27 protein-coding genes are annotated in these 26,091 nt (G+C 44.8%); 15 read left to right on the top strand and 12 right to left on the bottom strand.

Annotated elements, in window-relative coordinates; translation table 11 throughout:
- Positions 1-682: 682 nt before the first annotated feature.
- The 5 genes from L6E24_RS08250 (at position 683) to hepT (ending at position 4,148) form a co-directional block, all read left to right on the top strand.
- Entirely contained in the window at positions 683-1,777 is a 1,095-nt protein-coding gene (locus L6E24_RS08250; RefSeq protein ID WP_257741514.1) for an ABC transporter substrate-binding protein, read from the top strand.
- A 14-nt stretch (positions 1,778-1,791) separates the two neighbouring features.
- Positions 1,792-2,745 (top strand): HAMP domain-containing protein, encoded by a 954-nt coding sequence (locus L6E24_RS08255; protein ID WP_257741515.1) that lies wholly within the window; start codon positions 1,792-1,794, stop codon positions 2,743-2,745.
- A gap of 23 nt (positions 2,746-2,768) precedes the next feature.
- A complete protein-coding gene (locus L6E24_RS08260) occupies positions 2,769-2,975 on the top strand; it encodes a hypothetical protein (protein WP_257741516.1) in 207 nt (68 codons plus the stop codon).
- Between the two features lie 342 nt (positions 2,976-3,317).
- Positions 3,318-3,734, top strand: a complete 417-nt coding sequence (locus L6E24_RS08265) for a nucleotidyltransferase domain-containing protein (protein ID WP_257741517.1) — start codon at positions 3,318-3,320, stop codon at positions 3,732-3,734.
- Positions 3,735-4,148 (top strand): type VII toxin-antitoxin system HepT family RNase toxin, encoded by a 414-nt coding sequence (hepT, locus tag L6E24_RS08270; RefSeq protein ID WP_257741518.1) that lies wholly within the window; start codon positions 3,735-3,737, stop codon positions 4,146-4,148.
- A 169-nt stretch (positions 4,149-4,317) separates the two neighbouring features.
- Here hepT and nifU read toward each other — a convergent pair whose 3' ends face one another.
- Both nifU and nifS read right to left on the bottom strand, forming a co-directional pair.
- Positions 4,318-4,731 carry a Fe-S cluster assembly scaffold protein NifU gene (nifU, locus tag L6E24_RS08275; protein WP_257741519.1) on the bottom strand — a complete coding sequence of 138 codons (414 nt, stop codon included), beginning with the start codon at positions 4,729-4,731 and terminating at the stop codon, positions 4,318-4,320.
- 78 nt (positions 4,732-4,809) lie between these two features.
- Positions 4,810-5,997 carry a cysteine desulfurase NifS gene (gene nifS / locus L6E24_RS08280; RefSeq protein ID WP_257741520.1) on the bottom strand — a complete coding sequence of 396 codons (1,188 nt, stop codon included), beginning with the start codon at positions 5,995-5,997 and terminating at the stop codon, positions 4,810-4,812.
- A 299-nt stretch (positions 5,998-6,296) separates the two neighbouring features.
- Between nifS and L6E24_RS08285 the strand changes: the two genes are divergently transcribed.
- Positions 6,297-10,025 (top strand): PKD domain-containing protein, encoded by a 3,729-nt coding sequence (locus L6E24_RS08285; protein WP_257741521.1) that lies wholly within the window; start codon positions 6,297-6,299, stop codon positions 10,023-10,025.
- A gap of 31 nt (positions 10,026-10,056) precedes the next feature.
- Here L6E24_RS08285 and L6E24_RS08290 read toward each other — a convergent pair whose 3' ends face one another.
- Positions 10,057-12,048: a S9 family peptidase gene (locus tag L6E24_RS08290; RefSeq protein WP_257741522.1), complete on the bottom strand. Its 1,992-nt coding sequence runs from the start codon at positions 12,046-12,048 to the stop codon at positions 10,057-10,059.
- A gap of 200 nt (positions 12,049-12,248) precedes the next feature.
- On the opposite strand from L6E24_RS08290, the gene L6E24_RS08295 reads away from it, so the two are divergent.
- Positions 12,249-12,641: a gamma-glutamylcyclotransferase family protein gene (locus L6E24_RS08295; RefSeq protein WP_257741523.1), complete on the top strand. Its 393-nt coding sequence runs from the start codon at positions 12,249-12,251 to the stop codon at positions 12,639-12,641.
- A 30-nt stretch (positions 12,642-12,671) separates the two neighbouring features.
- On the opposite strand, the gene L6E24_RS08300 is transcribed toward L6E24_RS08295, so the two are convergent.
- On the bottom strand, positions 12,672-13,361 hold the full coding sequence (locus tag L6E24_RS08300) for a phosphoribosylaminoimidazolesuccinocarboxamide synthase (protein ID WP_257741524.1): 690 nt from the start codon (positions 13,359-13,361) through the stop codon (positions 12,672-12,674).
- Positions 13,362-13,430: 69 nt separating this feature from the next.
- On the opposite strand from L6E24_RS08300, the gene L6E24_RS08305 reads away from it, so the two are divergent.
- Positions 13,431-13,640 carry a hypothetical protein gene (locus tag L6E24_RS08305; RefSeq protein ID WP_257741525.1) on the top strand — a complete coding sequence of 70 codons (210 nt, stop codon included), beginning with the start codon at positions 13,431-13,433 and terminating at the stop codon, positions 13,638-13,640.
- A gap of 71 nt (positions 13,641-13,711) precedes the next feature.
- Complete coding sequence (locus L6E24_RS08310; RefSeq protein WP_257741526.1) at positions 13,712-14,899, top strand: C45 family autoproteolytic acyltransferase/hydrolase; 1,188 nt, start codon at positions 13,712-13,714, stop codon at positions 14,897-14,899.
- A 60-nt stretch (positions 14,900-14,959) separates the two neighbouring features.
- Here L6E24_RS08310 and L6E24_RS08315 read toward each other — a convergent pair whose 3' ends face one another.
- A complete protein-coding gene (locus L6E24_RS08315) occupies positions 14,960-15,217 on the bottom strand; it encodes a hypothetical protein (protein WP_257741527.1) in 258 nt (85 codons plus the stop codon).
- Here L6E24_RS08315 and L6E24_RS08320 point away from each other — a divergent pair.
- Complete coding sequence (locus tag L6E24_RS08320) at positions 15,212-15,781, top strand: QueT transporter family protein (protein ID WP_257741528.1); 570 nt, start codon at positions 15,212-15,214, stop codon at positions 15,779-15,781. The two genes, L6E24_RS08315 and L6E24_RS08320, sit on opposite strands and share 6 nt — an antisense overlap.
- Before the next feature lie 297 nt (positions 15,782-16,078).
- Here the strand turns inward: L6E24_RS08320 and L6E24_RS08325 are convergent, their stop codons facing one another.
- Positions 16,079-16,534, bottom strand: a complete 456-nt coding sequence (locus tag L6E24_RS08325; RefSeq protein ID WP_257741529.1) for a hypothetical protein — start codon at positions 16,532-16,534, stop codon at positions 16,079-16,081.
- A 372-nt stretch (positions 16,535-16,906) separates the two neighbouring features.
- Between L6E24_RS08325 and L6E24_RS08330 the strand changes: the two genes are divergently transcribed.
- The 3 genes from L6E24_RS08330 to L6E24_RS08340 all read left to right on the top strand — a co-directional run bounded on the left by L6E24_RS08330 (position 16,907) and on the right by L6E24_RS08340 (position 19,337).
- Positions 16,907-17,179, top strand: a complete 273-nt coding sequence (locus tag L6E24_RS08330; RefSeq protein WP_257741530.1) for an ACT domain-containing protein — start codon at positions 16,907-16,909, stop codon at positions 17,177-17,179.
- Positions 17,180-17,191: 12 nt separating this feature from the next.
- Positions 17,192-18,556, top strand: a complete 1,365-nt coding sequence (locus L6E24_RS08335; RefSeq protein WP_257741531.1) for a PFL family protein — start codon at positions 17,192-17,194, stop codon at positions 18,554-18,556.
- 190 nt (positions 18,557-18,746) lie between these two features.
- Positions 18,747-19,337: an acetate uptake transporter gene (locus L6E24_RS08340; protein ID WP_257741532.1), complete on the top strand. Its 591-nt coding sequence runs from the start codon at positions 18,747-18,749 to the stop codon at positions 19,335-19,337.
- Between the two features lie 223 nt (positions 19,338-19,560).
- Here the strand turns inward: L6E24_RS08340 and L6E24_RS08345 are convergent, their stop codons facing one another.
- The 3 genes from L6E24_RS08345 to L6E24_RS08355 form a co-directional block, all read right to left on the bottom strand.
- Positions 19,561-20,193, bottom strand: coding sequence for a DUF2115 domain-containing protein (locus L6E24_RS08345; RefSeq protein ID WP_257741533.1), 633 nt, complete (start codon positions 20,191-20,193; stop codon positions 19,561-19,563).
- A 118-nt stretch (positions 20,194-20,311) separates the two neighbouring features.
- On the bottom strand, positions 20,312-21,130 hold the full coding sequence (locus L6E24_RS08350; RefSeq protein WP_257741534.1) for a nitroreductase family protein: 819 nt from the start codon (positions 21,128-21,130) through the stop codon (positions 20,312-20,314).
- Positions 21,131-21,204: 74 nt separating this feature from the next.
- On the bottom strand, positions 21,205-21,330 hold the full coding sequence (locus L6E24_RS08355; RefSeq protein ID WP_257741535.1) for a hypothetical protein: 126 nt from the start codon (positions 21,328-21,330) through the stop codon (positions 21,205-21,207).
- Positions 21,331-21,375: 45 nt separating this feature from the next.
- Here L6E24_RS08355 and L6E24_RS08360 point away from each other — a divergent pair, with 45 nt between their 5' ends.
- Together L6E24_RS08360 and L6E24_RS08365 are read left to right on the top strand one after the other, a co-directional pair.
- A complete protein-coding gene (locus L6E24_RS08360; RefSeq protein WP_257741536.1) occupies positions 21,376-22,950 on the top strand; it encodes a S41 family peptidase in 1,575 nt (524 codons plus the stop codon).
- Between the two features lie 169 nt (positions 22,951-23,119).
- The gene (locus L6E24_RS08365) at positions 23,120-24,007 is read left to right on the top strand and encodes a CPBP family intramembrane glutamic endopeptidase (RefSeq protein ID WP_257741537.1); all 888 of its coding nucleotides are present in this window, start codon (positions 23,120-23,122) and stop codon (positions 24,005-24,007) included.
- 120 nt (positions 24,008-24,127) lie between these two features.
- Here the strand turns inward: L6E24_RS08365 and L6E24_RS08370 are convergent, their stop codons facing one another.
- From L6E24_RS08370 to L6E24_RS08380, 3 genes are all read right to left on the bottom strand, one after another.
- On the bottom strand, positions 24,128-24,400 hold the full coding sequence (locus L6E24_RS08370; RefSeq protein ID WP_257741538.1) for a type II toxin-antitoxin system RelE family toxin: 273 nt from the start codon (positions 24,398-24,400) through the stop codon (positions 24,128-24,130).
- Positions 24,400-24,681: a DUF7557 family protein gene (locus L6E24_RS08375; RefSeq protein WP_257741539.1), complete on the bottom strand. Its 282-nt coding sequence runs from the start codon at positions 24,679-24,681 to the stop codon at positions 24,400-24,402. The genes L6E24_RS08370 and L6E24_RS08375 overlap by 1 nt, the downstream gene beginning before the upstream one ends.
- A 71-nt stretch (positions 24,682-24,752) precedes the next feature.
- On the bottom strand, positions 24,753-25,649 hold the full coding sequence (locus L6E24_RS08380; protein ID WP_257741540.1) for a metal-dependent hydrolase: 897 nt from the start codon (positions 25,647-25,649) through the stop codon (positions 24,753-24,755).
- Between the last annotated feature and the right edge of the window lie 442 nt (positions 25,650-26,091).

Below are 26,091 nucleotides of genomic sequence, written 5' to 3' on the forward strand. Positions count from 1 at the left end.
TTGTAAAGGACAGATCAGGGTTGAGTGATCTGAAGGTGAAGATATTGCTGTGGCATCATAACCTTCAGCCTTTTCCTGATAGGTTTGCAAAAAGGAGGGTGGGGGTCTTTTTTAGCCTGTATATTGTAGAAAAAGGCTTTTAAATCAGTATTCCGGTTATTGCATTTGTTGCCGGGTGGGGTGCCTTTAAAGATATTCCAGGATTTTTTCAGGTCTTAAATAACTTAATGTTCTAATATTCACTTTACTAACTCTTCGAACATATGTTTAACTTTATGGCCTATCACATGTGTGGGGCGTTTGCTTTGGGTCTTTATTTCCGATTAAATATTTATGATTTTTAGTTTGGTAAAAAGAAAATTAATGTTTTTAATGCCGATTGTGGGACACATTATTTTTTCATGTTTATATAGGGCACCTGAAATCACAGTTATTCTATTCCTGAAGCCCAGACCGGAATATCTAAATATTATTGTTCGAGTACCTGGGATGGGTCTTAAATATATGAGCTGATTTGGATGAAATATTAACTCCTTCTGAAATGATCAGAATCCGGGGATTAAATACAGTTGTATGTTTTGAGTACACGGGTTTTTTTGCATTGGATCTTTGCAGAATTACTATGGAATCCTGAAATCTGAATGCAATATATGTTGGTGAGTTATATTTGGTGTTGGTTAAAATGAGAGTTATAAATTATTTTGTTTTGTTCGTGATTGTTACAGCCATGATATTTATGGCAGGCTGTACATCGGAGGCTGCGAGTACGCAGGACAAGGTTCCTGCAATAAAAATCGGAGTTATGTGCCCATATACCGGAGACTTATCTCCATATGGTCAGGCAGTTAGAAATGGGGTAAACCTTGCGTTTGAAAAGGCAAATCCGGAAAATGTGGAACTGGTATATGAAGACAGTGCCGGCAGTGTAAAAGCTGCAATGGATGGTATCAGGAATCTTGTTCAGGAAGAGGATGTTCAGGCAGTTATCGGAGACATTACTTCAGGCTCGACATTAACTGCTGCTCCGTTTGCGAATAAGTATCATGTTACACTGATAAGTGCATCTTCCACAAGTCCGGATATTACTGATTCCGGGGATTATATATTCAGGACAATTCCAAGCGATGATCAGCAGGGCAGATTTGCGTCAGAACTGATTTATACAGAGGGTCATCACAACCTTGCGTTAATTTTCACTAATAACGGGTATGGAGTTGGCCTGACAAAGGTTGTCAGAGAGAGTTATGCAGATCTTGGTGGCAGAATTGTTGCTGATGAATCTGTTGATGCTGGTTCTTCTGATGTTTCTGCATTAGTTTCCAAGTTAAAGGCTGTAAATCCGGATGCTGTTTATCTTATCAGCAATTCACCTGAGATCACTGCACTGGTACTAAATGAGATTGCAGTTCAGGGAATTGATACCCGCTTATATGGCTCAGAGGGGCTGATGGGTCAGACAACACTTGATATCGGAAAACCTGCTGAAGGGCTTACCATTACTGCTGTCAGTTCAGGCACACCTGAATTTGCTCAGGAATACGAGGCTGCCTACGGTGAAGGCCCTGGTCCTTTCTCTGCTCAGGGCTATGATGCTGCACTTGCACTTTTTAAGGTAATTCAGGAAGGTGCATTAACAAAGGAAGAAATTAAAACTGCATTATACAGCGTTGAACTTGATGGAGTTACCGGTAAAGTCAGTTTTGATGAGAATGGAAACATAGATGGGGGTTATATTGCTTCAACTGTTAAAAACGGACAGTTTATTGAGGCTATATAATATCGAGGGATCTCATGAAAATTTCAATCTTACAAAAAATACTGGTAGTAATGCTTATAGTGGCAGTTCTTCCTCTGATTTCCCTTGGTTTTCTTGCTGTAAATGATGAAAAAGCGGTAGGAATGTCAGCAGCAGAAGATGCAAGAATTCTTGGAGATTCTACTCTGAAAAGTGCCAGATATGCTCTTGAAAATCTTGGCGAGGATATGATCGAGCAGAAAGCCAAGGATGTTAGTAAACAGTGTGAAATTTATCTTCAGGCACACCCTGAGATGACTATATCTGAGTTGCAGGCAGACACGGAGTTTCAGAAGATAACAGTTCAGAAGGTTGGTGAGACAGGCTATACATACCTGTATGAAAAAGATCCTGCCACTATCAGATTTCATCCGGATTCTGAGCTTGTAGATGTTCCAATGTCAGACTTTAAAGATCAGTTCCCGGCATGGTGGGGTATTATAAGGCCAACACTTAGTGGTCTTACGATCTGCGGTTATTATGACTGGGAAAGTTCCTCCGGGGAAGTCAGTGAAAAATTTGCATATATGACTCCCGTTGAAGGGACTCCCTATGTTATAGCGGCAACGACCTATATCAGTGAGTTTAGTGAGCCGGTAAACAAAATTGAAACAAAAGTTCAGTCAGAAATCGATAATACGATTAATGAAATAAAGGTCTCTACCGAAAGTGTGAGTACTCAGAATACAATTCTCCTGATGACCCTGATAACGATCTTTATTGTTATAATTGTTTCATACTTCTTTGCATCCACTCTTACCAGTCCGATTAAGAGACTTACCTCAGTTGCTGACAGGGTAAGCATGGGTGATATGGAAGATACTGATATAGATATTGAAAGTGAGGATGAAATCGGTGAACTTGCCGACTCCTTCAAACGCATGATTGTGAGTGTGAAGTATTACATGTCGAAGGTGAAGGATCAGGACGATGATGAGAGTGATGAGTGATGACCGGAACAAAGTACCAGAAAATGGTTGTAAATTATCTGGCGAAGAAGATGGGTCCTGCTGCGAATGATCTTGTAAAGGATGTCTGTAAAAAAGCGGGTTTTTCTTATAGTGCTCTGTCACCGGAGAATATGGGTGCATTTGCTGACTGTTTTGAGGTGGAAGCTTCAAAATATCTGTCAGAGAAGGATATTAAGTTCACATCCGGAGTTATCAGGAAGTTAAAGTAGTTTTCATTATGTGCTGCTTTTCTGGTTAGAAAAGCCTGCATTTTGAATTTAATCCCATATTTACATTTTTTAAACACGTTATGTATTTTCACCTCCGATAAGAGCAGCGGCTCAGGAAAAAACATCTGTTCTGTGGGTAAATGTGCTGATGCCGTAAATTGTTTAAATAATATTTTATGAGATATATGCGGGTTTCTCTCTCCAATTTATTAAATTTCGTCAAACTCTGCGTGCCTGAGGGAGAGAAGACAATAGGGCTTTTGTGAATGCCGGTATTTCTATGTACAGGTGCCTGCCTGGCTTCCCAAAGGATTATTGCATAGATTAGTTAAAATATCTGTAATGATCAGCATCCCTGACTGTGCAATTCTTTCTGTTGATGAGAAGAGGCAGTTAACCGCAATAGCTGAAGAATTATCTGAAATTCCGGAAGTAAATGCGATTATTCTTTTTGGTTTCAGGGCAGGCGGAAGGCCAAAACCTTATTCTGACATTGATATATGTGTCATAACAATGGACTGCCCGAAACGATCCGATAAGGAGGAGATTGGTTCATTTTCTGCCCGGAATGTTGATCTCTCGATTTTTGATGATCTTCCTGTTTTTGTCAGATTCAGCGTTTTTCAGAGTGGATCTGTTATATTTTTAAGGGATAAATCAAGGCTTAATGAACTTAAAGTAAAGACATTATTGCAGTATCATGATTTTCAGCCGTTTCTTGAGAGGTTTGCGAAGAGGAGAGCAGGGGTTTTGGAATAAATGAGTAATATTAACAGGGTATCTGTAATTCTTGGGGATGTCAGGTATTATCTTGATGAGTTTAGGGATATATCATCGGAGGATGATTATGATCTGGAGGAAAGGAAGACATATTATGCTGTTTCAATGATTCTTTTCACAATTTTAAACTCTGTTATTGAGCTTGGTGAAGAGTTAATCACTGAAAAAAACCTTGTTGTACCTGGTTCTTACAGGGAAATCTTCAGACTTCTTGGAAAAGCAGATATTGTTCCAAAAGATCTGGCAAAAGATCTCTCTTCGCTTGTCTATTACAGAAACAGGCTTTCTCATCAGTATTCCGGTTTCAATGAAGATGATCTTGAATCTGTAATTTCAAAACTGGCGGTAATTGAGGAATTTATGTCATGTGCAGAAAAAGAACTTATTTCATGAATATCTTAACGCAGTCTTTTATGTGATCTAAATCATATAAAATTGCACATGGTGGATTTTTGAATTCTTCCTGCTGTTAATGGTTACAGTTTTTTTGATTATGTACCAGACAAATAGTGTCTGCTAAAAAATTGTTCATGAAGACGGAAAGCCGGCAAAAAATATTGTTTTAGTGGTGGTGATGATGCTCTCTTTTTGTTTCTTCAAAGAGTGGCAGTCCCTGCTTTTTTCTGTAGTCGTTGATTGCCTTGTGTATTGCGTCCTCGGCAAGAACGGAGCAGTGAACCTTTGCAGGTGGGAGTCCTTCAAGGGCCTCGACAACTGCCTTATTGGATAAGTCCCATGCCTCCTCAAGCGTCTTTCCCTTCACAAGTTCGGTTGCCATACTGCTTGATGCAATGGCCGCTCCGCATCCGAAGGTCTGGAATTTTATGTCCTCGATTACATTTTCCTTAACTTTGATGAAAACCTTCATTATGTCGCCGCACTGCGGGTTGCCTTCCTCTCCAATACCGTCTGCATCCTTTATTACACCTGTATTTCTTGGATTTTCAAAGTGATCCATTACCTTTTCATTGTACATTTTTTTTCATCTCCATGCTGTATTGTAGCTCTGATACTTATTAGTTAGTTCTTTCCTGAAATCCGGTTTTAGTGAAGATTATTGTGCCGTTCTGAGTTCTTCCGGTGTCAGGGGTGACATATTTCTGAGTTTCTGAACAATGCCGGGCACAGCATTAAGCACATAGTCAACATCCTCATCACTGTTCATCTCACCAAGGGTCAGGCGAAGGGAACCATGTGCTATTTCAATGGGGACATTGCAGGCTTTCAGAACATGAGAGGCATCAAGTGAATCCGAAGTGCAGGCACTTCCTGTGGATGCGCAGATGCCCTTTCTGTTCAGCATGAGAAGTATGGACTCGCCCTCGATGTATTCAAAGACCACGTTTACATTATTCGGAAGCCTCTTCTCCGGATGGCCGTTTAAATGTGTCTTTGGAATCTTTAATAGCCCTTCTGTAAGTCTGTCCCTTAGTGCAGATATTCTTGCAGATTCTTCCGGCATGTTATTGACCGCTATTTCGATTGCCAGACCCAGTCCGGCAATTCCCGGTACGTTCTCTGTTCCCGCACGTCTTCTTCTCTCCTGTGCACCACCATGCATCAGGGGATCGACTTTCACACCTTTCCGGATATAGAGTGCACCTGTTCCCTTTGGGCCGCTGAATTTATGCCCGGATAGTGAGAGCATGTCGATGTTCATCGCCTCCACATCTATGGGCACATGCCCTATTGCCTGCACTGCATCGGTATGAAAGATTACTCCCTTCTCCCTTGCTATTTTCCCAAGTTCTGCAACCGGCTCAATTGTTCCGATCTCATTGTTGGCAAACATAACAGATGCCAGAATTGTTTTGTCTGTTATGGCCTCCTCAAAGTCCTTTGGATCAACAAGTCCGTATTCATCCACAGGCAGGTATGTTATCTCAAAACCATGTTTTTCAAGCCATTCAACCGTATGCAGAACTGCGTGGTGCTCAATGGGTGTTGTTATTATGTGGTTGCCGGATTTTTGGTTCGCAAAAGCAGCACCTTTTATTGCCCAGTTGTCAGACTCGGTTCCGCCGGATGTGAAATATATCTCCTTTGGATCTGCGTTTATTGCCGATGCAACCTGTTTACGTGCCTTTCCGACCGCTTCTCTGGAATCTCCGGCAATACTGTACAGTGAAGAGGGATTGCCGAACTTCTCTGTCATATATTCTGACATAATGCTGACAACCTCCGTCCTTGTGGGTGTTGTTGCTGCATTGTCCATATAAATTAAAGGTTTATTGTCATCCATTGGAATCTTTTGCTCCGTCTGATCTTTAATTCTGATTAATAATATCCTTATCTTGGAAAAACATTATGTGTGTAGTTTTCAGGTTATTACTGAATAGATCTATTTTGTGTTGATCCTTTATGCTCTCTCCCATTTCCGGCATTATCTTCCGGCATGTTTAATAAATTATTTACAATTCTGCGTCACTGTTATTTTAATTGTGACTGTCCCCGGTGCAGTCTGACCGGACAGTATATTTTCGGTTGCCATCAGGAAAAGGGCGATCCGTCATTGTCCTGCTATCGGGAGAGGTATCTGCCATGGGAGTTAAGGCTGTTTTATTGATGGTGATGTTTATCTGCGGCCTTTTCTTATCCGTTTCTGCATTCCCATCGGATAATGATACTGTTTTTATTCAGGAAAACGGGTCTGAGATGTCCGGAGCCAATGCAACAGCCACTTTTAATGTTCCGGCTGCTTTACCTGTTCCGGCAGTTAATACAGGCCTTTTAGATTCTGCTGATGATGTGATTGATGATAGCTGTCCTGAGAGCAGCAGGTTTACTCCTGTTATCCACCCTTCCCTCTGGAATGTCTCATACATTGAAGGGAACTATAGCAGCATCCTGGATATTCCTGAAATCGGAGACGGTGATACCATCCGCATCTGGGGTGTTAAAAACTACTCTTATGAAGGTGGCATTATCATATCTGCACCGGATGTTACCATAGAACAATGGAGGGGGTCACCATTTCGCCCTGTAATCACAAACAGCTCAGATATTTTGGGCAGTGAAGCTTCAGCAGTTACTGTCACAGCCGATAATCTCACCCTGAACAGTCTGAATTTTTCTAATACCGGGCTTTTGTCCGGAGGTGATGGTGCCGGCGTGAATGCGTCCGGAAACAGGGAGAAACCTCTTGAAAAACTTACAGTCACCAACTGTATTTTTACTTCAAATAGTGTAAACAGGAGCAGAGAGAACCGGCGCTGCGGTGGAGCGATAAGTGCAGTTTATGTCAGTGGATTTCTGGCTGAAGGGACAGAATTCAGATCAAATTCCGGATATTACGGGACAGTATATCTTAGGGGTGGAAGTTTTGTCTTTTCAGGGAATACCGTTTTTGGTAATCTTGTTAAGTACGGCGGCGGGATATATGCGGAAAGCTGCAGGCTGGCAGTTGATGACACCATTATGCTCTCCAATGATGCCGGTGAATCAGGCGGTGGGGTATATGCTGAACTGTCCGTGCTTACGATGAAAAACACTACTGTTGGCTTGGGTATTATTGGCGAATCCGGTGGTGGGGTGTATGCTAACGGCAGCACGCTTTTCATTGTAAATTCCACACTTGAGGCCAACTGTGTTGGCGAATCCGGAAGTGGACTGTGTGCAGAGAACAGTATTGTCAGAATTGAAAATTCCATTGTAAATTACAATCTCTGTGATGAATCAGGATGTGGTGTCTGTTCTTACGGCGGTGAAATTACAATTACAGACTGCGCTGTAAACAACAATTCCGGCAGTAAACGTGGTGGCGGGGTATATGCCGAAACCGGCACCCTGAGAATTGAGAATTCCAGCGTAGAAAACAACACAGCAGCAATATCCGGCGGCGGCGTATTTGCTGAAAGAAGCCCGTTAACACTTGTAAATAACTTATTTTGCAATGATGAAAACTTCTGTGCCAGCGCTGCCGACTCTGATTATATCTGGAATGCTCTCTTTAACCGGACTTTTCTTCCGGCAGGTAATATTGCCGGGGGGCCGTATCTTGGTGGAAATGTCTGGGCTAATCCGGCAGGCACCGGCTTTTCAGATACCTGTCCGGACATGAATTATGACGGTATCTGTGATGAAAATCTTTTTTTTAAGGACGATATGAATGTAACTGTTGGCACTGATGAACTTGCGCTGGTGTATAACTGTTCCAGGGGGACTCTGAGAGTTTCGTCCGTACCTGCCGGTGCTCTTCTGTATGTGGACGGAGTCAGCATCAGCCGCAGTACAGACTCTCCGGTTTTGTTATACCTCCCGGCTGGAGAATGCACCATCGGAGCAGTTAAGGATGGTATGGTAAATCTCACTGCGGTAAGTGTCACTTCAGGGGAGAAGAGTTCTCTTGTACTTACTCTTGAAAGTCCTGTTCTGGTCCCTTTGATCAAAGCCGATCCTGTACGCGGAACGGCTCCTCTGAGTGTTGCTTTCAGCGGCAGTGCAGCGGGGAATGTGGTGGCGGATACATGGAACTGGACATTTGGTGATGGTGAGAGTGCCTACTCACGGAATGCCACTCACATCTTCAGTAGAGCCGGAACCTGGCCGGTTCTGCTGAATGCTTCCACCTCTGCAACCGGTTTTTCAAATGAGACATCCAGAAAGATTGAAGTTCTCCTGCCTTCACCGGTCATTGGTTCACCTTTAAGTCCGGCAGCAGACCAGAGTGTACGTTTTGCCGGCAGGGTGTACGGACTGCCTCAGCTGCTGGTTCTTGATTTCGGTGACGGAACTTCTTCTTATATATTGAATACTCCGGGAATTATGGGTTATAATACATCTCACAGTTACGCCTGCAAAGGGACATATGCTGTGAATCTTACGGTTAAAGCGGCCGGTGTCAGTGCTAACAGCAGCAGAGTAAATGTTACAGTTGTTGATCAGATTCCGGATGTCAGGGCCGTAAATATGACATATTTCAGAATTCCGGGGGCATACGTTGTACAAACCGGAGATGGGAAACAGAAAATTTCGGTGAACATATCCGGCGTAGTGTCATCAGGCGGGGCAGTAATGGCTGTAAACAACACTATAATTGTCACGAAATCTGATGGTTCTGTAATTGAAATTTCAACCGAATCGGCAGAAGAGAGCGGGGGTGACATCTCAGGCAATGTGACGAAGGTGTTAGTTCTTCCAAAACCTGTATCCGGATTTATCTGTGACCGGGCAGGCACGGCTGAGGTTGGTCTGGCTGTTATGGTTTCAGGTTATGAAGAGGAGGCTGCACTTGAGACAGATATTGCAGCAGGTGTTGCAGATGATGCAAAAGCTGCATTTACTGCTGCCTGCCCAGAAATTGGGGAGTTTGCTTATACTGTTTATTTTTTCAAATCCGGATTTTCGCGTAAATCTGTTATTGAGGGAGTTACCATGAACTTCTCGGTGAAAACATCCTGGGTGGCGGAGGTTGGCGGCAGTAACTCTGTCCGCATTCTTCGATGGAGGGATGGCGGCGCTTCTGCTGTGATAACTCCGGTTTTCATCGGTTATTCCGGTGAAAATTCTGTTTTTCAGGTGACAACGGATGGTTTTTCAGTATATGCTGTTGCCTCAGTACCCGCCTATTCTCAGGGAGGTGGTGGTGGCAGATCTTCAGGGTCCGGAGGATCTTCTTCTGTTGGTGTTGATGCGGTATCCTGCCTGAAAGCCGGTGAGGAAACCATTCTGAAACTTAAAAATGGGGCAGTGAGAGAGGTAGGCGTTCTTCCGGCAGTGGATATATCTGATCTGATGATTACTGCTGAACAGAAATCCGGCCCTGAAAATGGCATTTCCTATCCGGATGCAGAGATTTACCGGTATTATCTGGTAACTCTGTATAAAGCAGAGATCAGTGACATTGCTGAGATAACCTATACATTTGGAGTCCCGGAGGGCTGGCTTGAGGAACACAATGCTGTGCCGGCACTCTGGTGGTATGATTCAGCCGGAAAGATGTGGACGGAGTGTTCCGCGAAGATTTCCGGCAATGATGGAGGAATAGTAATTGCTGAGGCGAAATGTCCGGGTGTCGGGTGGATTGCCCCTGGAGGTATAACTGCTGATACTCCGGATGCCACGGGAGATTACAGAAAAGATGGTCCTGAATGCGGCAATGATTGTAGTAATACAGTGGCTGTTATCCACCCTGACGATTCTGAGGCAGTATCCTCTTCTGAAGGGACACTGCCGGTGCATGACAGAGAGGCCTCACCATCCGGTATGGCAGGTTTACTCATTGTCCCTGTTGCAGCAGCACTTCTCCGGCGGATTATTCTACGGAAATAATATTGCCTTAAAAGTCAGGAATGAACAAAAATTATGAGATCAGGTATCTGTTTAACCACCCAAGTTCTTCCTGAACTTTTCTGTACTGGTGGACGTAATTCCTGAGACTATGGGATTCTCCGGGGAACATTATAAACTTCACAGGTGCGGAACTCTCCTCATAAAATGTCCGGTAGGTAACCACTGCACTTGAAGTCTCCACATCTGAATCTTTGGTTCCGCTCATCATCAGGAGGGGTGTTGTGACATTTTCTGCCCGGTATATTGGTAATATATTTTCATACAGCCTGGGATTTTTGAAGGGAGACTCTCCGAAGTACCTCTTTGCCATTATAGTTCCGTCTGTACTGGCCAGTTCAGCATAATATTCGGCAGTTCCGGCTCCGCAGACGGCGGCTTTCAGAGAGGTATCCCATGTTATCAGGTCAAGAGTCAGTATTCCACCGTTTGACCATCCGGTCGAACCCGTCCTGTTTACGTCTGTTATGCCAGTCTCTGCAAGATACTCCTTTCCTGATATCAGGTCCTGAGCAGGCAGGTCATAATAATGTCCGTCTTCAATTGACTCTGCAAAATCAAACCCGTAATTTAAACTGCCGTGATAATTCACCGAAAGTGCCACAGCACCCATATCTGTAATCAGATGGTAGGGAAATTCCCATGTATCCCTCCAGCTATCAAAATCGGTGTAAGCCGGGCCACCGTGAATCACAAACACAAGAGGGTACTGTCTGCCTTTTATGTAATCCGCAGGATACCTGACTACCCCCTCAATCTCATCTCCAAGGGCACCGGTAAAGTGGACAATTCCGGAATTTCCTTTTATTTTTGGCAGGATGTCAGAGTTTAAATCTGTTATCTGCACCTCATATTTTATACTGCTCCCGGTAACGTCTGCGGCAAAAAACTGCCCCGGTGTATCAGCCGAGTTAAAGTCATAGACAACTTTATTCCCGTCGGAACTGCTGGCAAGTGCAAAAATATTTCCCTGATGCGTACCTGAAAGGATCTGGCTCTCCCAGCCGGAATCTGTATGCCGGAAAACAGCAGTCTGCGGGTTTGTCCCGTTCGCCAGCATGCCGAAAAAGCCGCCATTAAACGGCGTTATCTCAACATGATAGTTAAACCTGTCAATGTGAAGCCCTTTATCCCATTTCAGTGGAACTTCCTCGATTTTTCCCTCTTTTGGGTAATAAGCAAGCAGATCTGCGGTGTACAACATAGGATATGTCATTCCGCCGTACCGGAAGCGTTCGATATATATGACTGAACTGTCGGGTGCCCAGCAGATCGCATTTTCATTGTTTCCCCCTTCAGTCCGGCTGAAGATTAATTTTTCTGCTCCTGTGGCTGTATCTAAAAGTACATACCGGTAAACCGGGCCTGAAGTCCATCTGTCGGGATTGGCCGTTGACTTATACAGAATATAGTTCCCGTCCGGAGATGGAACATACATGGTAATTACATCGTCATTTGATGAGAGAGGCTCTGTGATTCCTGTTATAAGGGAGTATTTTTTTAGAATTTCAGGTCCGGGTTTTTCATCCACCACAAATGTATCATCATAATATCCTCCTGTCATCTTTTTTTCTGCCCCGTTAGAAACTGATCCAGTGTATATCAGTTCATCTTCATTGAGCCATGAAAATCCGTCGGGAAGTTCCGGAGAGATATTCTGAGGTATATATGCAGTCCGGCTGGCAAGTGACACGATTTTTAAAACAGTGTCTTTACTCTCTTTCTGTACAGCAGTATAGGCAGCCTGTCTTCCTTTTGGGGAAAGAACACATGAACGTGCAGTTTCGTCTTCCCCGGAAAGTCTGTATTCACGCCCTGTTCTGAGATCATAATATATCACTGTTCCGTTGATATATTCAGGCAGAAGTGCTGTTCCTTCTGTTTTGAGATATACGAGGCCGGAACCGTCCGGTGACAGAGTGAACATACCTGCATATTCCATATGTAACAGATCCTCTATGGTTAGATTGTCACTTTTCTCTCCTGATGCCGGAGTAACTGACATTATTGCGGCAAACGCCAGAATTAAGGCTAATCTGAAATATTTCCGGATATTAAATACCTCCTGATCTTCAGAGTTGACGGGAGTTATTGTTATGTCTGTTGATATTTTCCTGAACTTTCATTTTCATATAATATTCCGGATAATATGATCTCTTCTGGTTTCTTTTTTAATTTTAAACGGCAATATTTTCTGTAAACCTTATGATAGAGAGACTTTTTGTTTATGGTACACTTATGGAACCTGCTATTCAGAGGGAAGTCTTTGGAAGGGAGATTTCCGGAGCTACTGATTCACTGTATGGCTACAGGTTGGGAACGGTCACTTTTGGGAATGAGACGTTTCCTGCGATAAGGAGTGTATCCCTTAAGTCCGGTGAAGATGGGCATAACTCCGGAAAGGCGTTTTTTGCAGGAAGAGTCCGGAGTCCGGAGATCAAATCAGGTACGGGAGAGGATGAAGTTTCCGGCATTGTTCTCACACTATCTGATGAGGAACTGTCAGAGGCTGATTTCTATGAGGGAGAGTATTATGCAAGAAAGGAAGTCAGCCTTAAAAGTGGTCTGAAAGCATGGGTGTATGTAATCGAGGATTAATCACAAATTTTCAGGCAAAAAAAAGTTTTTTTATTCGTCAAGGACTATTCTTTCAAGGTCAAGCGGCATGATATACTCTCCGTTGCGGAAAGCACGCATATTTCCTCCTGAAATTTCATCGATTAACACGATCTCATCTCCAACCCTGCCGAATTCAAACTTGATGTCGTAGAGTTCGATATTCTTCTTTGCAAGTTCGTCCTTCATGATGGCTGTGATCTGCTGGGTTAATGATTTGACCTTTTCGTACTCGTCCGGGGTAAGAATTCCGAGATATTCGAGTGCGTCCTTTGTAATCGGAGGGTCCTCACGGTCATCGTCTTTTAATGTCGTCTCAACAAATGCGGGCAGTGATGCGGCTTCTTCTATGTAATCCCCATAGCGCCTGTAAAAACTTCCGACCGCACGAAGACGGCAGATAACTTCCAGGCCCTTTCCGAAAGTCTTTGCAGGCCTGACTGTCATGGTGACATTGTCGACATCAGCATCGATATAATGAGTGGGGATTCCCTTCTGATTTAATATTTCAAAGAAATATTTTGTCAGCCGGATACAGGCACGGCCTGCACCTTCCATAGTAAGCCCGACGGTATTCATGCCGGGGTCGAATACACCGTCAGCTCCGGTGCAGTCATCTTTGAATTTAAGCAGATAATTTCCGTTATCAAGTGCATAGACGTTTTTTGTCTTGCCTGTATAGACCAGTTTCATAGATTCCATTGAACTCATAGCGTTCCTCATTTTTAATAGATACAGATATTGTTTGGTGTAGAGGATTTAAAATGTGTTTTGTCAGGGCAGGAAGGACGAGAAAAATGGGCTAATATTTCCGGCGCAGCACCTTTCTTACCTGACAATGCGGCTGACATGCTAATTCTTCCTGGAACACAGACTCTGTTAATCATATGTTATATCATTGTCTCGGCAACGGGTGAGAAGATCGGCTGCATCGGTCTGATTGTTCCTGATTCCGGCCCTTTCTCAGAGGTATCGGTCTGAAGGATCAGGCCCCTAATATTTTATCGCTTCTTTTCGAATGCATTATCATCTGGAGAACTAATGTCTGGATTATGAAACTACTGTATGTACTCATTGCGGCCTGCATCCTTGTATTAACCGCAACCGCGTACACCTTCCCGGCAGCGGCCGGTTCGGACGAACTGAAATTGGTTTCTTCATTTGAAGGGGGGGAGCGCTGCAGCGCCGGACCATATGACGTGTTAGTTCTCTCCGGCTCCTACCGTGAGATGGGAAGACAGTACGGCAGCCTGATGAAGGACGAACTTCTGGCGGTATATGATGTCGTGACCGAAAATGCTATTAAAAACGGGTATGCCGTTGAAGAACTCCATAATGAGGTTGCTGTATCATGTGAATTTCAGCCGAAGCGGATGAAGGAGATCTATGCAGGGATGGCCGAGACATCTGGTCTGACAGAGGAGGATATTCGGGTTATTTATTATGGCCCTGTCATCTATCTCTGTGGCGGAGTCTCATGTTCATTCCTTGCCGCATGGGGCGATTATACCCCGGACGGAATGGTGGTTCTCTCCCGCAACTGGGATCTTTCTGATTCTGCCTCTGTATTCGATCCGTATTATGTGCTGGTTGTTTATAATCCGTCGGACGGGAGCAATGGGGTTGCGACCTTTGGTCCTGCCGGAACACGTCCGGAGACCTTAATGAACAGCGAAGGCCTCTTCATTGCCAATGATAACGATGGGGGTTCGGGAGGCTATCTGACAATGAATGACCGTCCTGATCTCATCTCTGAATTCTTCAGGTTCATGCTCGATTACTCCACACTGAAACAGCTTGACGCGGGCATCATGGCCACCCGTACGGATACCGGATGGATCGTGAATGCGGCCGGACCGGAAGAGGCGTACTCATACGAAGAGACGGTCTGGGAGATAAAAAGGCGGGACGGCAACGGCATAATCGCCGCAACGAACCATTTCGCTGATCCGGCATGGAACTTTGCCGGGATGCCGGCTGAGAATTCTCTTGTACGATATAATAACCTGTTCTCACTTGCAGATAAATCAAAAGGAAGTATAGATGCATCGGAGATGATGAATATTCGTGATATTCTCATTGATGATGGCGGTGCGAGATTCCTGCATTATAACCTGGGAGGATACGGTTATTCCACAGATCACCAGGTGGTCTTTGTTCCTGAAACCCGGGAACTCCGGATCAGGGTTCTTGATTCTGACTGGCAGAAGGTGGAGCTTGCCACTCTGTTTAAATCCTGATTTGATCAGGAAAATGCAATATTTTTTTATATCTGCCCAGGACTGACAGGTACCTGCGGTTTATGCTCCCGGTTCAGGATTAAGTAAGTATGTCACTCTCATCGTTATGGCTTTCTTCCTTTTTCTGTTTCCAGGCGGAATCCGGCTGCCGGAAGCAAATGATCGGGTAATGGGCATAATCGCTTTTATTGCCTTCTTTTTGGTTTTATGGTTATGCAGGCCGGAGATGCCATGGGTTGTAGCTGCTGAAGGGGCAGCCCTTATGTGATAGTTTTGGAAAAGGTCTTTTCCGGATAAACGAAAAAGAGTGTTATGCATGAACTCATAGAAGTCTGGAAGAACAAAAGAGGGCTGGTGCTGATTGCAGCGACTGCGGTCATGTATACACTTATCCTGACTGTCTTTAATGAGGTCCAGTGGGATATTGCAGGCATCGCGGTACGCCCTGCGGCAGCGCTTCCTGTTCTCTTCGGTATCCTGCTGGGGCCTGCCGCAGCCTGGGGATTTGGGATCGGCAACATTGCCGGAGATCTGACCGGTTCGTGGTCGCTGATGAGTGTCTCTGGTTTTCTTATCAACTTTCTCTACCCGTATCTCTCTTATCTCCTTTGGCACAGGCTTATGAAAGGGCGTGAATTAAAGATGGACAGGTATGGTACGGGTAATTATCTGCTTACTGCATTTATTGCCACTTTCGTGTGTATGGCACTTCTTGCGGCTCTTGGGGCGGTCTTCTTCGGCCGGCCCTTTGAGAGCAAGTTCATCGCTTACTTCAGCAACAATATCATATGGGCAATGATTGCAGGTTCTCTTCTCTCATGGCTGACATTTAATGTTGCAGTCCGGAAAGGGCTGGTATATGGGAAGAAATGGAAGGTTTAATTCGTGCATTTCAAATTTATGGCTTTTATGATCTGATTCGGGACGCTGCCAGCAGGCTGTAAAACTCCTCCGGAATATTGGTCATCAGGACACGGGGTGCCTGGATTTCATAATATTCCCGGTTGTCTCCGGAGGCTTTTATCTTCTTTCCGGCAATTTATGTAACCAGTGAAAATTCACTCTTTGTGCACCGGATACAGGTCTTCGGCAGCAGCCGGATGTTTGACGGGTCAAATTCTATCTTTTCTAAGTACGGCTGAGCATACCTGATTCCGGCTGCAATATACTTTTCCTGCTTCAGGGATATTTTTTGCCGGAATATTCCTTCCCGATGCAGGAGATCAGATAGAGAATCGGTATGAGTGAAAATATTACAAATAATTCCGGGATGGATGTACTGCCAGGATGAAGGGTCTGCCTTGTTACTCCTGAATCAAGGAGGATGAAGCTGAAAAATATTAATGACAGTGTACCTGAAATAACTCTTTTTTTGGGAAACCGGATGACTGAAACGGCCAGTAATAATGCAGTCAGACCTTCTGTGAATAGGTAAATGCCTGCGTATAATCCAGCAATCCTGATCCCGAAGAACCAGCCCTCCCAGTTTAGTATGAAGACAAACATGAGCATGCAACTCCAGAATAGCAGAATTGCAATGAGACAATATCTGAGACTTTTTTCTGCAATGCTTACTATTTTTGTAAATCCTGAAGATACTGTTACAGATTTACTGCCTTCACATTTCTCTTCCATGGTACACTCCCATAATATGTTTTTATTCTGGTGGCATTTATAATATGTGTTGATTATGTGGGTGTTGTCAGGTATTTTTCATTGATTTATCAGTAAAATCCTTTTGGTGTCTGGAAAGGCACTGTATGCAGGGTAGATCATTTAAAATACAGAGCATATCCGGGTGCCGGAGGGTTCGAATTTTCATGTTTCTCACCTCATGCATATAATGTTCCGGAGTAGATTGTCCGGATTTTAAAGTTTCACTGCGGGGAATGGCTGGATATTAAATTTTTTCCGATACTTCCGGGAGTAAATCCTGCATTTATTCCTTCCCTTTTAATCGGATTAATGCCGGAAGAATGACATACATATTGTAAGGATCGTAAAGACATGAAAAAGAGCATTATTACTGTCGTCGGAAAAGATACGGTTGGGATTATCGCGAAGGTCTGCACGTACCTGGCGGAGAATCAGGTAAATGTAGAGGACATCTCACAGACCATTGTGCAGGATTATTTTAATATGATGATGATCGTTGATACTGGCGGTTCGTCAAAACCGTTTGGTGAGATGGTAACTGAACTCGAATGTCTCGGTGATGAGATCGGTGTAAAGATCAGATGCCAGCGTGAAGATATTTTTACAAAGATGCACCGCATCTGAGGGGAATTTCTGATGATCAACAGACTAGAGGTAAATGAAACAAACAAGATGATCGAGCAGGAGATGCTGGATGTCCGTACAATAACAATGGGCATCAGTCTTCTGGACTGCTGTGATTCTGATCTTGATACTCTGAACCGGAATATATACAATAAGATAACCTCTTCGGCGAAGGATCTCGTCTCCACCGGCAGGGAGATTGAACTTGAATACGGAATTCCGATTGTAAATAAACGTATCTCTGTCACTCCTGTTGCACTTGTCGGAGGGCGGGCCTGCAAATCCCCTGAGGATTTTGTGACAATTGCAAAAACCCTTGATAAGGCTGCCAAAGATATGGAGGTAAACTTCCTCGGTGGGTACTCCGCTCTTGTCTGCAAAGGCATGACTCCTGTCGATAAAAATCTCATCCGGTCAATCCCGCAGGCACTCTCTTCCACAGAGAGGGTATGCAGTTCGGTAAATATCGGCTCCACAAAGACCGGAATCAATATGGATGCCGTTAAGCTTATGGGAGAGATTGTTAAGGAGACTGCGATTGCCACAAAGGATGACAGTTCCCTTGGCTGTGCAAAACTGGTAGTATTCTGCAATGCTCCGGATGACAACCCGTTCATGGCCGGAGCTTTTCATGGTGTGACTGAAGGCGATGTTGTAATTAATGTGGGTGTGAGCGGCCCCGGTGTTGTAAAACGTGCACTTGAAAAGGTACGTGGTGAGAACTTTGAGGTTCTCTGCGAGACCATCAAAAAAACGGCGTTCAAGGTGACCCGTGCCGGACAGCTTGTAGCTCAGGAGGCTTCGGGGAGGCTGGGCGTTCCTTTCGGGATTGTTGATCTCTCCCTGGCACCGACCCCTTCTGTCGGTGACAGTGTTGCGGAGATTTTAGAGGAGATGGGCCTTGAGTCTGTCGGTGCCCCGGGAACCACCGCTGCCCTTGCCCTCCTTAATGATCAGGTGAAGAAGGGTGGAGTGATGGCAAGTTCGTTTGTCGGCGGACTGTCTGGTGCGTTTATCCCTGTAAGCGAGGATAAGGGTATGATAGATGCTGTAAACCGCGGAGCAATCAATATAGAGAAGCTTGAGGCTATGACCTGTGTATGCTCGGTTGGTCTTGATATGATTGCAATTCCGGGCAACACACCTGCCACAACGATTTCGGGCATCATAGCAGATGAGGCTGCAATCGGTATGATCAATCAGAAGACAACCGCAGTACGCCTGATTCCTGTAATCGGCAAGGATGTCGGTGAAACCGTTGAATTCGGAGGACTGTTAGGCTATGCACCTATTCAGCCGGTGAACAGATTCAGCTGCGAAGAATTTGTAAACCGCGGAGGCAGGATTCCGGCACCGATTCACAGTTTTAAGAACTAAACCCATATAATTAATTTTTTATTTTCTTTTCTCTCCTATTTTATGCTTCATTGCTGTGTTGGATCTCTAATGGTGGTGCGTTTGCAGTTGCAATGGTTTAATGCTGTGCACCGCAAACATATGGTCAACAATGGTTTGGTGCACATTTGCTTGGTATTTTCTGTCCGTGTGCACCACTCCTGGAGATCTTATGGAACCACTGGAAGAAAAAAGCAGGAACAATCTTTTCCTGATGGATAATACCGCAAATCCGGCACCTCTGGGTCTGTGTGCATTTGGGATGACTACAATTCTGCTCAGTATACACAATGCCGGGATAACCGGACTTACAAGCCCCATTATTGCAATGGCTCTCTTATACGGCGGACTTGCACAGCTCATAGTCGGCATTATGGAATGGAAGAAGAACAACACCTTTGGAATGGTCACTTTCGGGAGTTTTGGCCTCTTCTGGATCTCATTTGCGGCAATCCTGATACTGCCTGAACTGGGACTTGCAGCATCACCAACAGCCGTTGACATGGCCTCCTTCCTTATTGTATGGGGTCTGTTAATCCTGGGGCTTTTCATCTGCACCTTAAAGATGCACCGTATTCTTACGGTAACATTTGCAGCGGTTCTGCTCCTTGTGATATTCCTTGTTGCCGCAAATTTAACCGGCATTCACCTGGTTCATACGCTTGCCGGAGTTACCGGAGTTATTGTCGGTTTACTTGCACTTTATATGGGTGTCGGGGCTGTAATCAACGAGATTTATGGCAGCCGGGTTCTTCCGGTCTAACCATTGATTTTTTCAGCATTAATACAGGGAAGCTCTCTTTTTTTCTGACTTTGCTTCCGGCTGAAGGAGAATTAGACAAAAAATGAACGAATCTGAGCAATTATTTTATTATCCGCTCTTATTTGTGCAGTCTTTTACAGAATGAGATCAGTCTGCCTCTATTTTTCTAAATAATCCATCCACGTGCCTGTTCACGGGTGAGATATTTAATCTATTTTCCTGTTTACCCGTTATAATGATGGAAGTCAAAGGTCTTTTTTAAGTATTCCTGCTTCCTGTGAGTGCTTCCCTTTACAGGTGGCTTTAAGTATCCAACCTCAGGTGTCTGAAGTGCCGGACAGAAGGGGCATAGTGCCGAATCAACATCGTTCGATTTTTTTCTTACCGGACAGTAATAGATTCCGTCAATAAGCTGTACTGAATCTCCGCCCGGAAACGGCATACCTACAGGATGTGGCGGGATTTTTTTAACGAAGATACAGAATCCTGCAAGAAGAAACTTCAGGAACCGGAGACGGGTGCTTTCTTTATTTCCTGAGCATTTAAGAGCAACCATTTGCCAGAAATTTTTGTTGTTTTCAGGCAGAAGCTCTTTCATCTGCGAAAAAGATCCCTGCTGGTTCATAAGCCTGATATTCTCCCATGTTTCATGCAGGTGCCCTGTAATCATCTTCTCAAGCTTCTTTTTGTATGACGGCTCAATTCCTTTTACACTGCCTGAAAAGTTCCACTGCATCCGGCGGAGATCGCGTGTAGAGTATCCGGAGATTATTGCCGCGATTTCCCTGCCCAGTTCACCACGGGTCTGGAGCTCTCCAAGCTTTTCACATTTATTCTCTAATCTTTCCTCTGCCATTATTACTACATATCTCTCTGTTTGGGATAATATCACTTCATCTTAGTGCAGTTCCTGCTATACCGGTTCTTCTCCTTAATAGCTTTCGTTTACTGCGGTGACTTTTATCCGTTATACCTTAGATCCATGTAACTTTTACCGGATCTCTCCGGGGAATGCCGTGAACAGTGTGCTTTGGGTAGCCGAACATCATCGCGTAAGAGCATTTTCGCCCGGCCGGAATTCCGATCTCCTTTTGGAGCGGTTCATATTCGGCGGCAGCCATTGCGACGAACCCGGCCCAGCAGGTGCCGATCCCTGCTGCCGGGGCCGCGACATCGAAGTATGTCATGGCGATAATCCCGTCTACAGGTGCGACCGGTTTGTCCTCCGGAATATGGTTAAATAGCATATGAGGCGCTCCACGGCAGATTACATCGTAGCCGCCCTCGTATATCCCTGCCAGCGCCGCAAAGAATCCGCTTGCGGGATGATCGCTCCCTATGAACGTCTTCATCCATTCGACTGTAAGGTCTCCTATTTTCCTGACCTTCTCCGGATCGTGGACAACGATCCACTCCACCGGCTGGCCGTTCTCTGCCGAGGGTGCATAACTGGCAACTTCGAGGAGTTCTTCGATCTTCCCCCGTGGTACGGATTTTGCCTTATACATCCTCGCCGAGCGGCGTTTTTTTAGATAGAATCCAATCTCCTTCTCCGGAATCTCTCCTGCACCTTCGGGCAGGATCTCCTTCTCCTCCGGGCGGAAGTTCAGGATAAGGGCTCCCTTTGGGCAGAACGCCTCGCAGTGGCCGCAGCGGATGCATTTTCCCGAATTTTCCTCCCTGACGTTTGGGAACGTCTCTTCTCCGGCAGGATTGATAATGCCGAGGGGACAGGCCTCGGAGCAGGTCCCGCATTTTGTGCACAGGTTTTCGTCAACGATTATTGTATCCATATCTTACATTCTCCCTAACTATCAGAATTTGGTTTAGCCGGTCTCCTTTAACTTTCTTTCCGTCATCAGCTGCCTTATGCGACATCTCCATAAATAACTGCAAATATTCTGCTGATAAATATGAATGCCCCGGTAAGTGTGATTTTGTCTGCTGAGAAGACCATAATTCCACCCTCATTTTTGTCCGCAGTCAGATTCACAACATTATTATTCTCATCTCTCCTAAATCCGGTTTAGAACAATAAATGTCGAAAATTCCCCTTTTATTCATCATGTGCATTCTTGCAGTTTTTATTGCATTTTCCGGGTGCACTCAGTCTGAAGCTGATGTACAGATTCCTGTGACAGTTTCAGGAGATGCTTCAGACAGGTTGATCCTGAAGGATGCCTGCACTCCGTTTGAATGCGGCAATGAGTCGGAGTATAACGATCTCCTGGCAGGGGCACTGGAAGGTGTGGCTGCGAATAAGACCGGAATTGCGGATTACTCAAACCAGTCGTGGAGTTCTGCATTTCTCTCCCTTAATACTCTGCTGGATGAGAGGTATGCGTTTAAGGAGTGGAGATCGGTTGACTTTGACCGTCTTTATAGTATCTATGCCCCGGCATTTGCCGATGCAGAAGAAAAACAGGATAAGCCGGCATACTACTGGGCTTTAAGGGAGTATCTCTATGCCATCCCTGACGGACACGTTGATGTTATCCCAATTTCCGGGGAGTTCGGTGCAAGGTCTGCGGATATTGCAGGTTCTTATGGAATAGGCATTATTCAGACTGATTCAGGGAAAGTAATAGTGAGTTATGTTGCAGAGGGTAGTGAAGCAGAGGCTGCAGGAATTGCTTTTGGAGATGAAATTCTGACCTGGAACGGAGAGGAGATCCATGATGCAGTTAATGAGACCTCATATATCTGGGCCGGAAAAAAGCCCTCGACCGCTGAAGGAGTTAATCTTCATCAGCAGAGGCTTTTAACACGTGCACCTGTGGGGGAGACAGCCACCATAACTCTTGCAGATCCGTCCGGTCCAGATTCCCAGATGGTAAGTCTCACTGCATTTGATGACAGCTATGAAGGCCTGAGAAAGACGTCACTTTTCCTTGGGACAGAAGTGAATGATTATGGCGTAAACCAGTCCTGGTCTGAGATACTTCCACAGATCAGCAACAGTAATGCTGCTTACCGGATTCTGCCCGGAGGTTATGCGTATATAGCAGTCTATCAGGAGTCTTTTGATGTTTACGGGCAGTTTAAGGATGCAATGATATCTGCGGCCGGGAATAACACTCCGGGAATTGTTCTTGATTTCAGGTTCAACAACGGCGGCGACGACAACCTTGCGGCCTGTTTTGCCGGTTGGTTCGTTGAAGAACCTGTATTCTATGAATATACCACAACCTATGATCCCGGAACAGGAGAATTTCCGGTTGTGTCAGAAGCATGGTCATCCCCTCAGCCTGATGGTTACGGCGGTCCCGTGGCAGTACTGGTAAGTCCGGATACAATCAGTTCGGGGGAGGGTCTCCCGATGGTCTTTAAAAATACAGGCAGGGGTAAGATCATATCATGGTACGGAACAAACGGGGCATTCGGCATGAACAATTTACAGGCGATAATGCCGCTTGATATGTATATCATGTTCCCGGACGGAGCTTCGCTTGATGAAGAAGGAATCATTCAGGTTGACAGCAATGCTGAACTCATTGGTGGAGTTTCCCCCGACATCCGTGTGCCGCTGAATGAGGATACGGTAAAGCGTGCAGTGAATGGAGAGGACGTTCAGCTAACTTATGCCCTGCAGTGGCTGGAAGAACAGCAATAAGATATCTCTTATGAAACAGTGCACTGTTTCATTTATTTTCTGTGAACCAGCTGAGATGGTTCATGGATGACTTTTTTGGACATTTTGGAGGGATAAAATTGATTTTTGAACCAAATGTCAGACCCGGGATGCCAGCAGAAATATTAATTTTAATCTGCTTATCATTAGTATGCCACTTTTGCCTGAAAAACTGAAAGAAGACAGATTCTCCGGAGAAGATAAAGCACGAAAGAAGGTCTGCCTTTTTCTTATTCTTACATTACTTTTAAGCTGCATCGGGTGGTTTCTGGTTACATCGGCGACCAATGCCGGGGATTACCAGAATCTGCTTGTATTTACGATTTTTACAATGTGGTGTCCCGGAATTTCGGCAGTTATAACCCGCTTTTATTATCAGAGGAGTTTTGCCGGATTTGGTTTTTGTATGGGTAAACCGCTCTGGCTTTTGCTTTCTGTAATTATTCCGATATTTGCAGGATTATTAATGTTCGGGTCAGCGTGGATTTTTGGAATTGCTGATTTTAATAATGCCAAAGCATCAGTTATTTTCAGTACAGGCTTTATTATTCCCTTTGTTTCTGCAATAGGTTTCAATCTTTTTGCCGCAGCAGGCGAGGAGATCGGCTGGAGGGGACTTTTGGTCCCTGAGATGGCAAAATTCATGGGATTTACAAAACTTGCCCTGATTTCAGGGGCCATCTGGACATTATGGCACTTTCCTCTTATCTTCTTCTCCACATACAGCGGTGCAGGTCCGCTTTGGTATTCAGTCCTTGTTTTTGTCCCGTCTGTCATGGGTGCAGGGCTTATTCTGGCATGGCTCAGGCTCAAGTCAGGAAGTGTTTATACTGCGATTCTCTTTCACGGGTTCTGGAATTATTTTATCCAGCAGTTTTATCCGTCCCTGACCGTTCCTACGGAGGCCTCCGATATGATGCTTGGTGAATTCGGGTGGGCCTGTGCGATTCTTTATCTGGTCCTTGCAGCAGTATTCTGGTATTTCAGGGGTGCACTTCCGGATATAAACAAAGGGGTCTCAAAGACTGGTTCTTCATAAAAAATATTATTTTGTCTCTTTTAGTCTCTGCAGCTGATAAGCCACACGATATATTCCATCTTTTGCAGTTTGTTGGATCAAACTGCAAAACTTAGATATTAATAATAACTGAGGACATTTTCAGAATTTTCTGTACACACTGCTCCGGTGACCAATTTCAATTACATGGATTACCATTACATCGTTTATGACAGAGATCACCGCCCTGTACTGCCCTATCCGAAGCGAATAAAGCAGAGGGTCATCAAACCCATGAAGAGTTTTCAGGGAATGAGCCGGGTCTTCTTCTTCGGCCAGTTTTTCCAGTCTGGTGACGAACCTGAGAGAGATCTCACGGGGGATCTTTTTTAGTGCATGCCGGGCGGACGATGAGTACCTGAGCTGAAATCTCATCAGTCTTCCTTCTCTTTCTTTTCGCCGGGATATTTCTTATCTGTCTCTTCAGCCACGCTGAGGTCAGCCAGGACATCTTCATGTGTATAATATATCCCTTCACGGTATTCTTTGAGAGATTTCTCGATGTTTTGAATTGTCTCTTCACTCAGGGGCTCATCATCGACCGTTGAATTGATGAGACGGCTGATGACATCATCGAAGGACTCACGTGGATGCTTTTTGAGCCTTGAAAGACTGTCTCTAGTATCCGATCTGATCCTGATTGAAGTGGACTGCATGCATGGGTATACACATGCATATATTATAGATGTTTGGACTGTTGCATCCTGTTGATGTCCGCAAAGCAATTTTATGATTTAGGTTTTTTGGCTAAATATTCCCGGAATTTCGGCGGGTAAAATATCAGTCCCGAAACCCTCAGGGGATCATATGCCCTGATGCCTTCCGGTCTCTGTTCAAATACGACAAGGTACGAATAATACCTCAGCCTCTTCATATCCGGATCGTCTGCAAGGTCTTTGATATCCTCCTCTCCGACACCGTCCGTTTTTTTATACACCGCTTCCCCGTACACGCCTTTGGTCAGCGAGTACCTCCTGACTGTGTACTCCTTCTCATCCCCGGATACGATTATCCAGTGCAGGGGGTTTAATGTAGGTATTGCCTCATGGCCCCTGAACCTTCCGGCGACAAAGCCCTTTTTTATGAAAGCAAAAGCGATGACTGCGAAGAAGACGATCCCCCAGACATAAATCCCGCTGGTATCTGCAAATTCTGTAATAAGTCCCGTAATGAGCATGAGAAGAAATACAATGCTTACAATTGAGAGAAAGATACTCGGGCCGGGGAATATGCCGAGGGTGTATTTTTCATCCGAAAACGGGTAAAAAAGCGGTATTCCGGGATACGCAAGATAATCGAATGCCACATGCAGGAGTGCTCCGCCGATCATCATTCCAAGGCCGAATATCTGGAATACGGGATCTGCCGGAGGCGATAAAATCCCGGAGAGCTTCATGAGGCAGACTGTAAAAAATCCGGTGACTGACAGGAGAAGAGACCCTGCAATGCTGTGGGTGATCCCGCCGTGGGAGAAGATGTACAGGCGTGGGTCGGTATCGGAGAGACGCTGCATAAGGATGTCCATATCAGGGAGAACCGTCCCGATAACGCCAAAACACACCAGATAAATATCCATATGCCCTCCGAGGAGGATCATGGAGAAGGCATGAGTCAGGAAATCCATGCTTCTCTTTTGGAAGGTGGGGGTGATTAAAGGTGTAGGCTTCGGAAATTTCAGGGCTCTAAACCGGACAAAAATGACCTCATTCAATACCTTCCTAAATAACGGCGATTTGGGCTTATTTTTGTGATCTGGCGATCGGATCTGTAGGTCATATATTCCTGCCATATATCCTGCTTTTTACAGGAATCAGGGCATAAAATACAGAGATATAAAGGCCCGCTATTGGCACTTTTTTTCAGTCGGTGTTTGTATCCAATCGACCTGATATCATGGAATGACGGGCTTCTGTTATGGTTAAATATTTCTGGTTATTTCGGTTATTTTTTGATTTTAATCAAAATTTGGCCTTGATTTCGTCAAAATTTGGGGGTTTTTGGGATTATATTGGCTTATGCTGGCTAATTTTAGTTCATTTGGTCTTTTTTGGGGTTATTTGGGCTTA

Origin of the sequence: Methanoplanus endosymbiosus (assembly GCF_024662215.1) — an archaeon.
In the GTDB taxonomy this organism is placed as follows: Archaea; Halobacteriota; Methanomicrobia; order Methanomicrobiales; family Methanomicrobiaceae; genus Methanoplanus; species Methanoplanus endosymbiosus.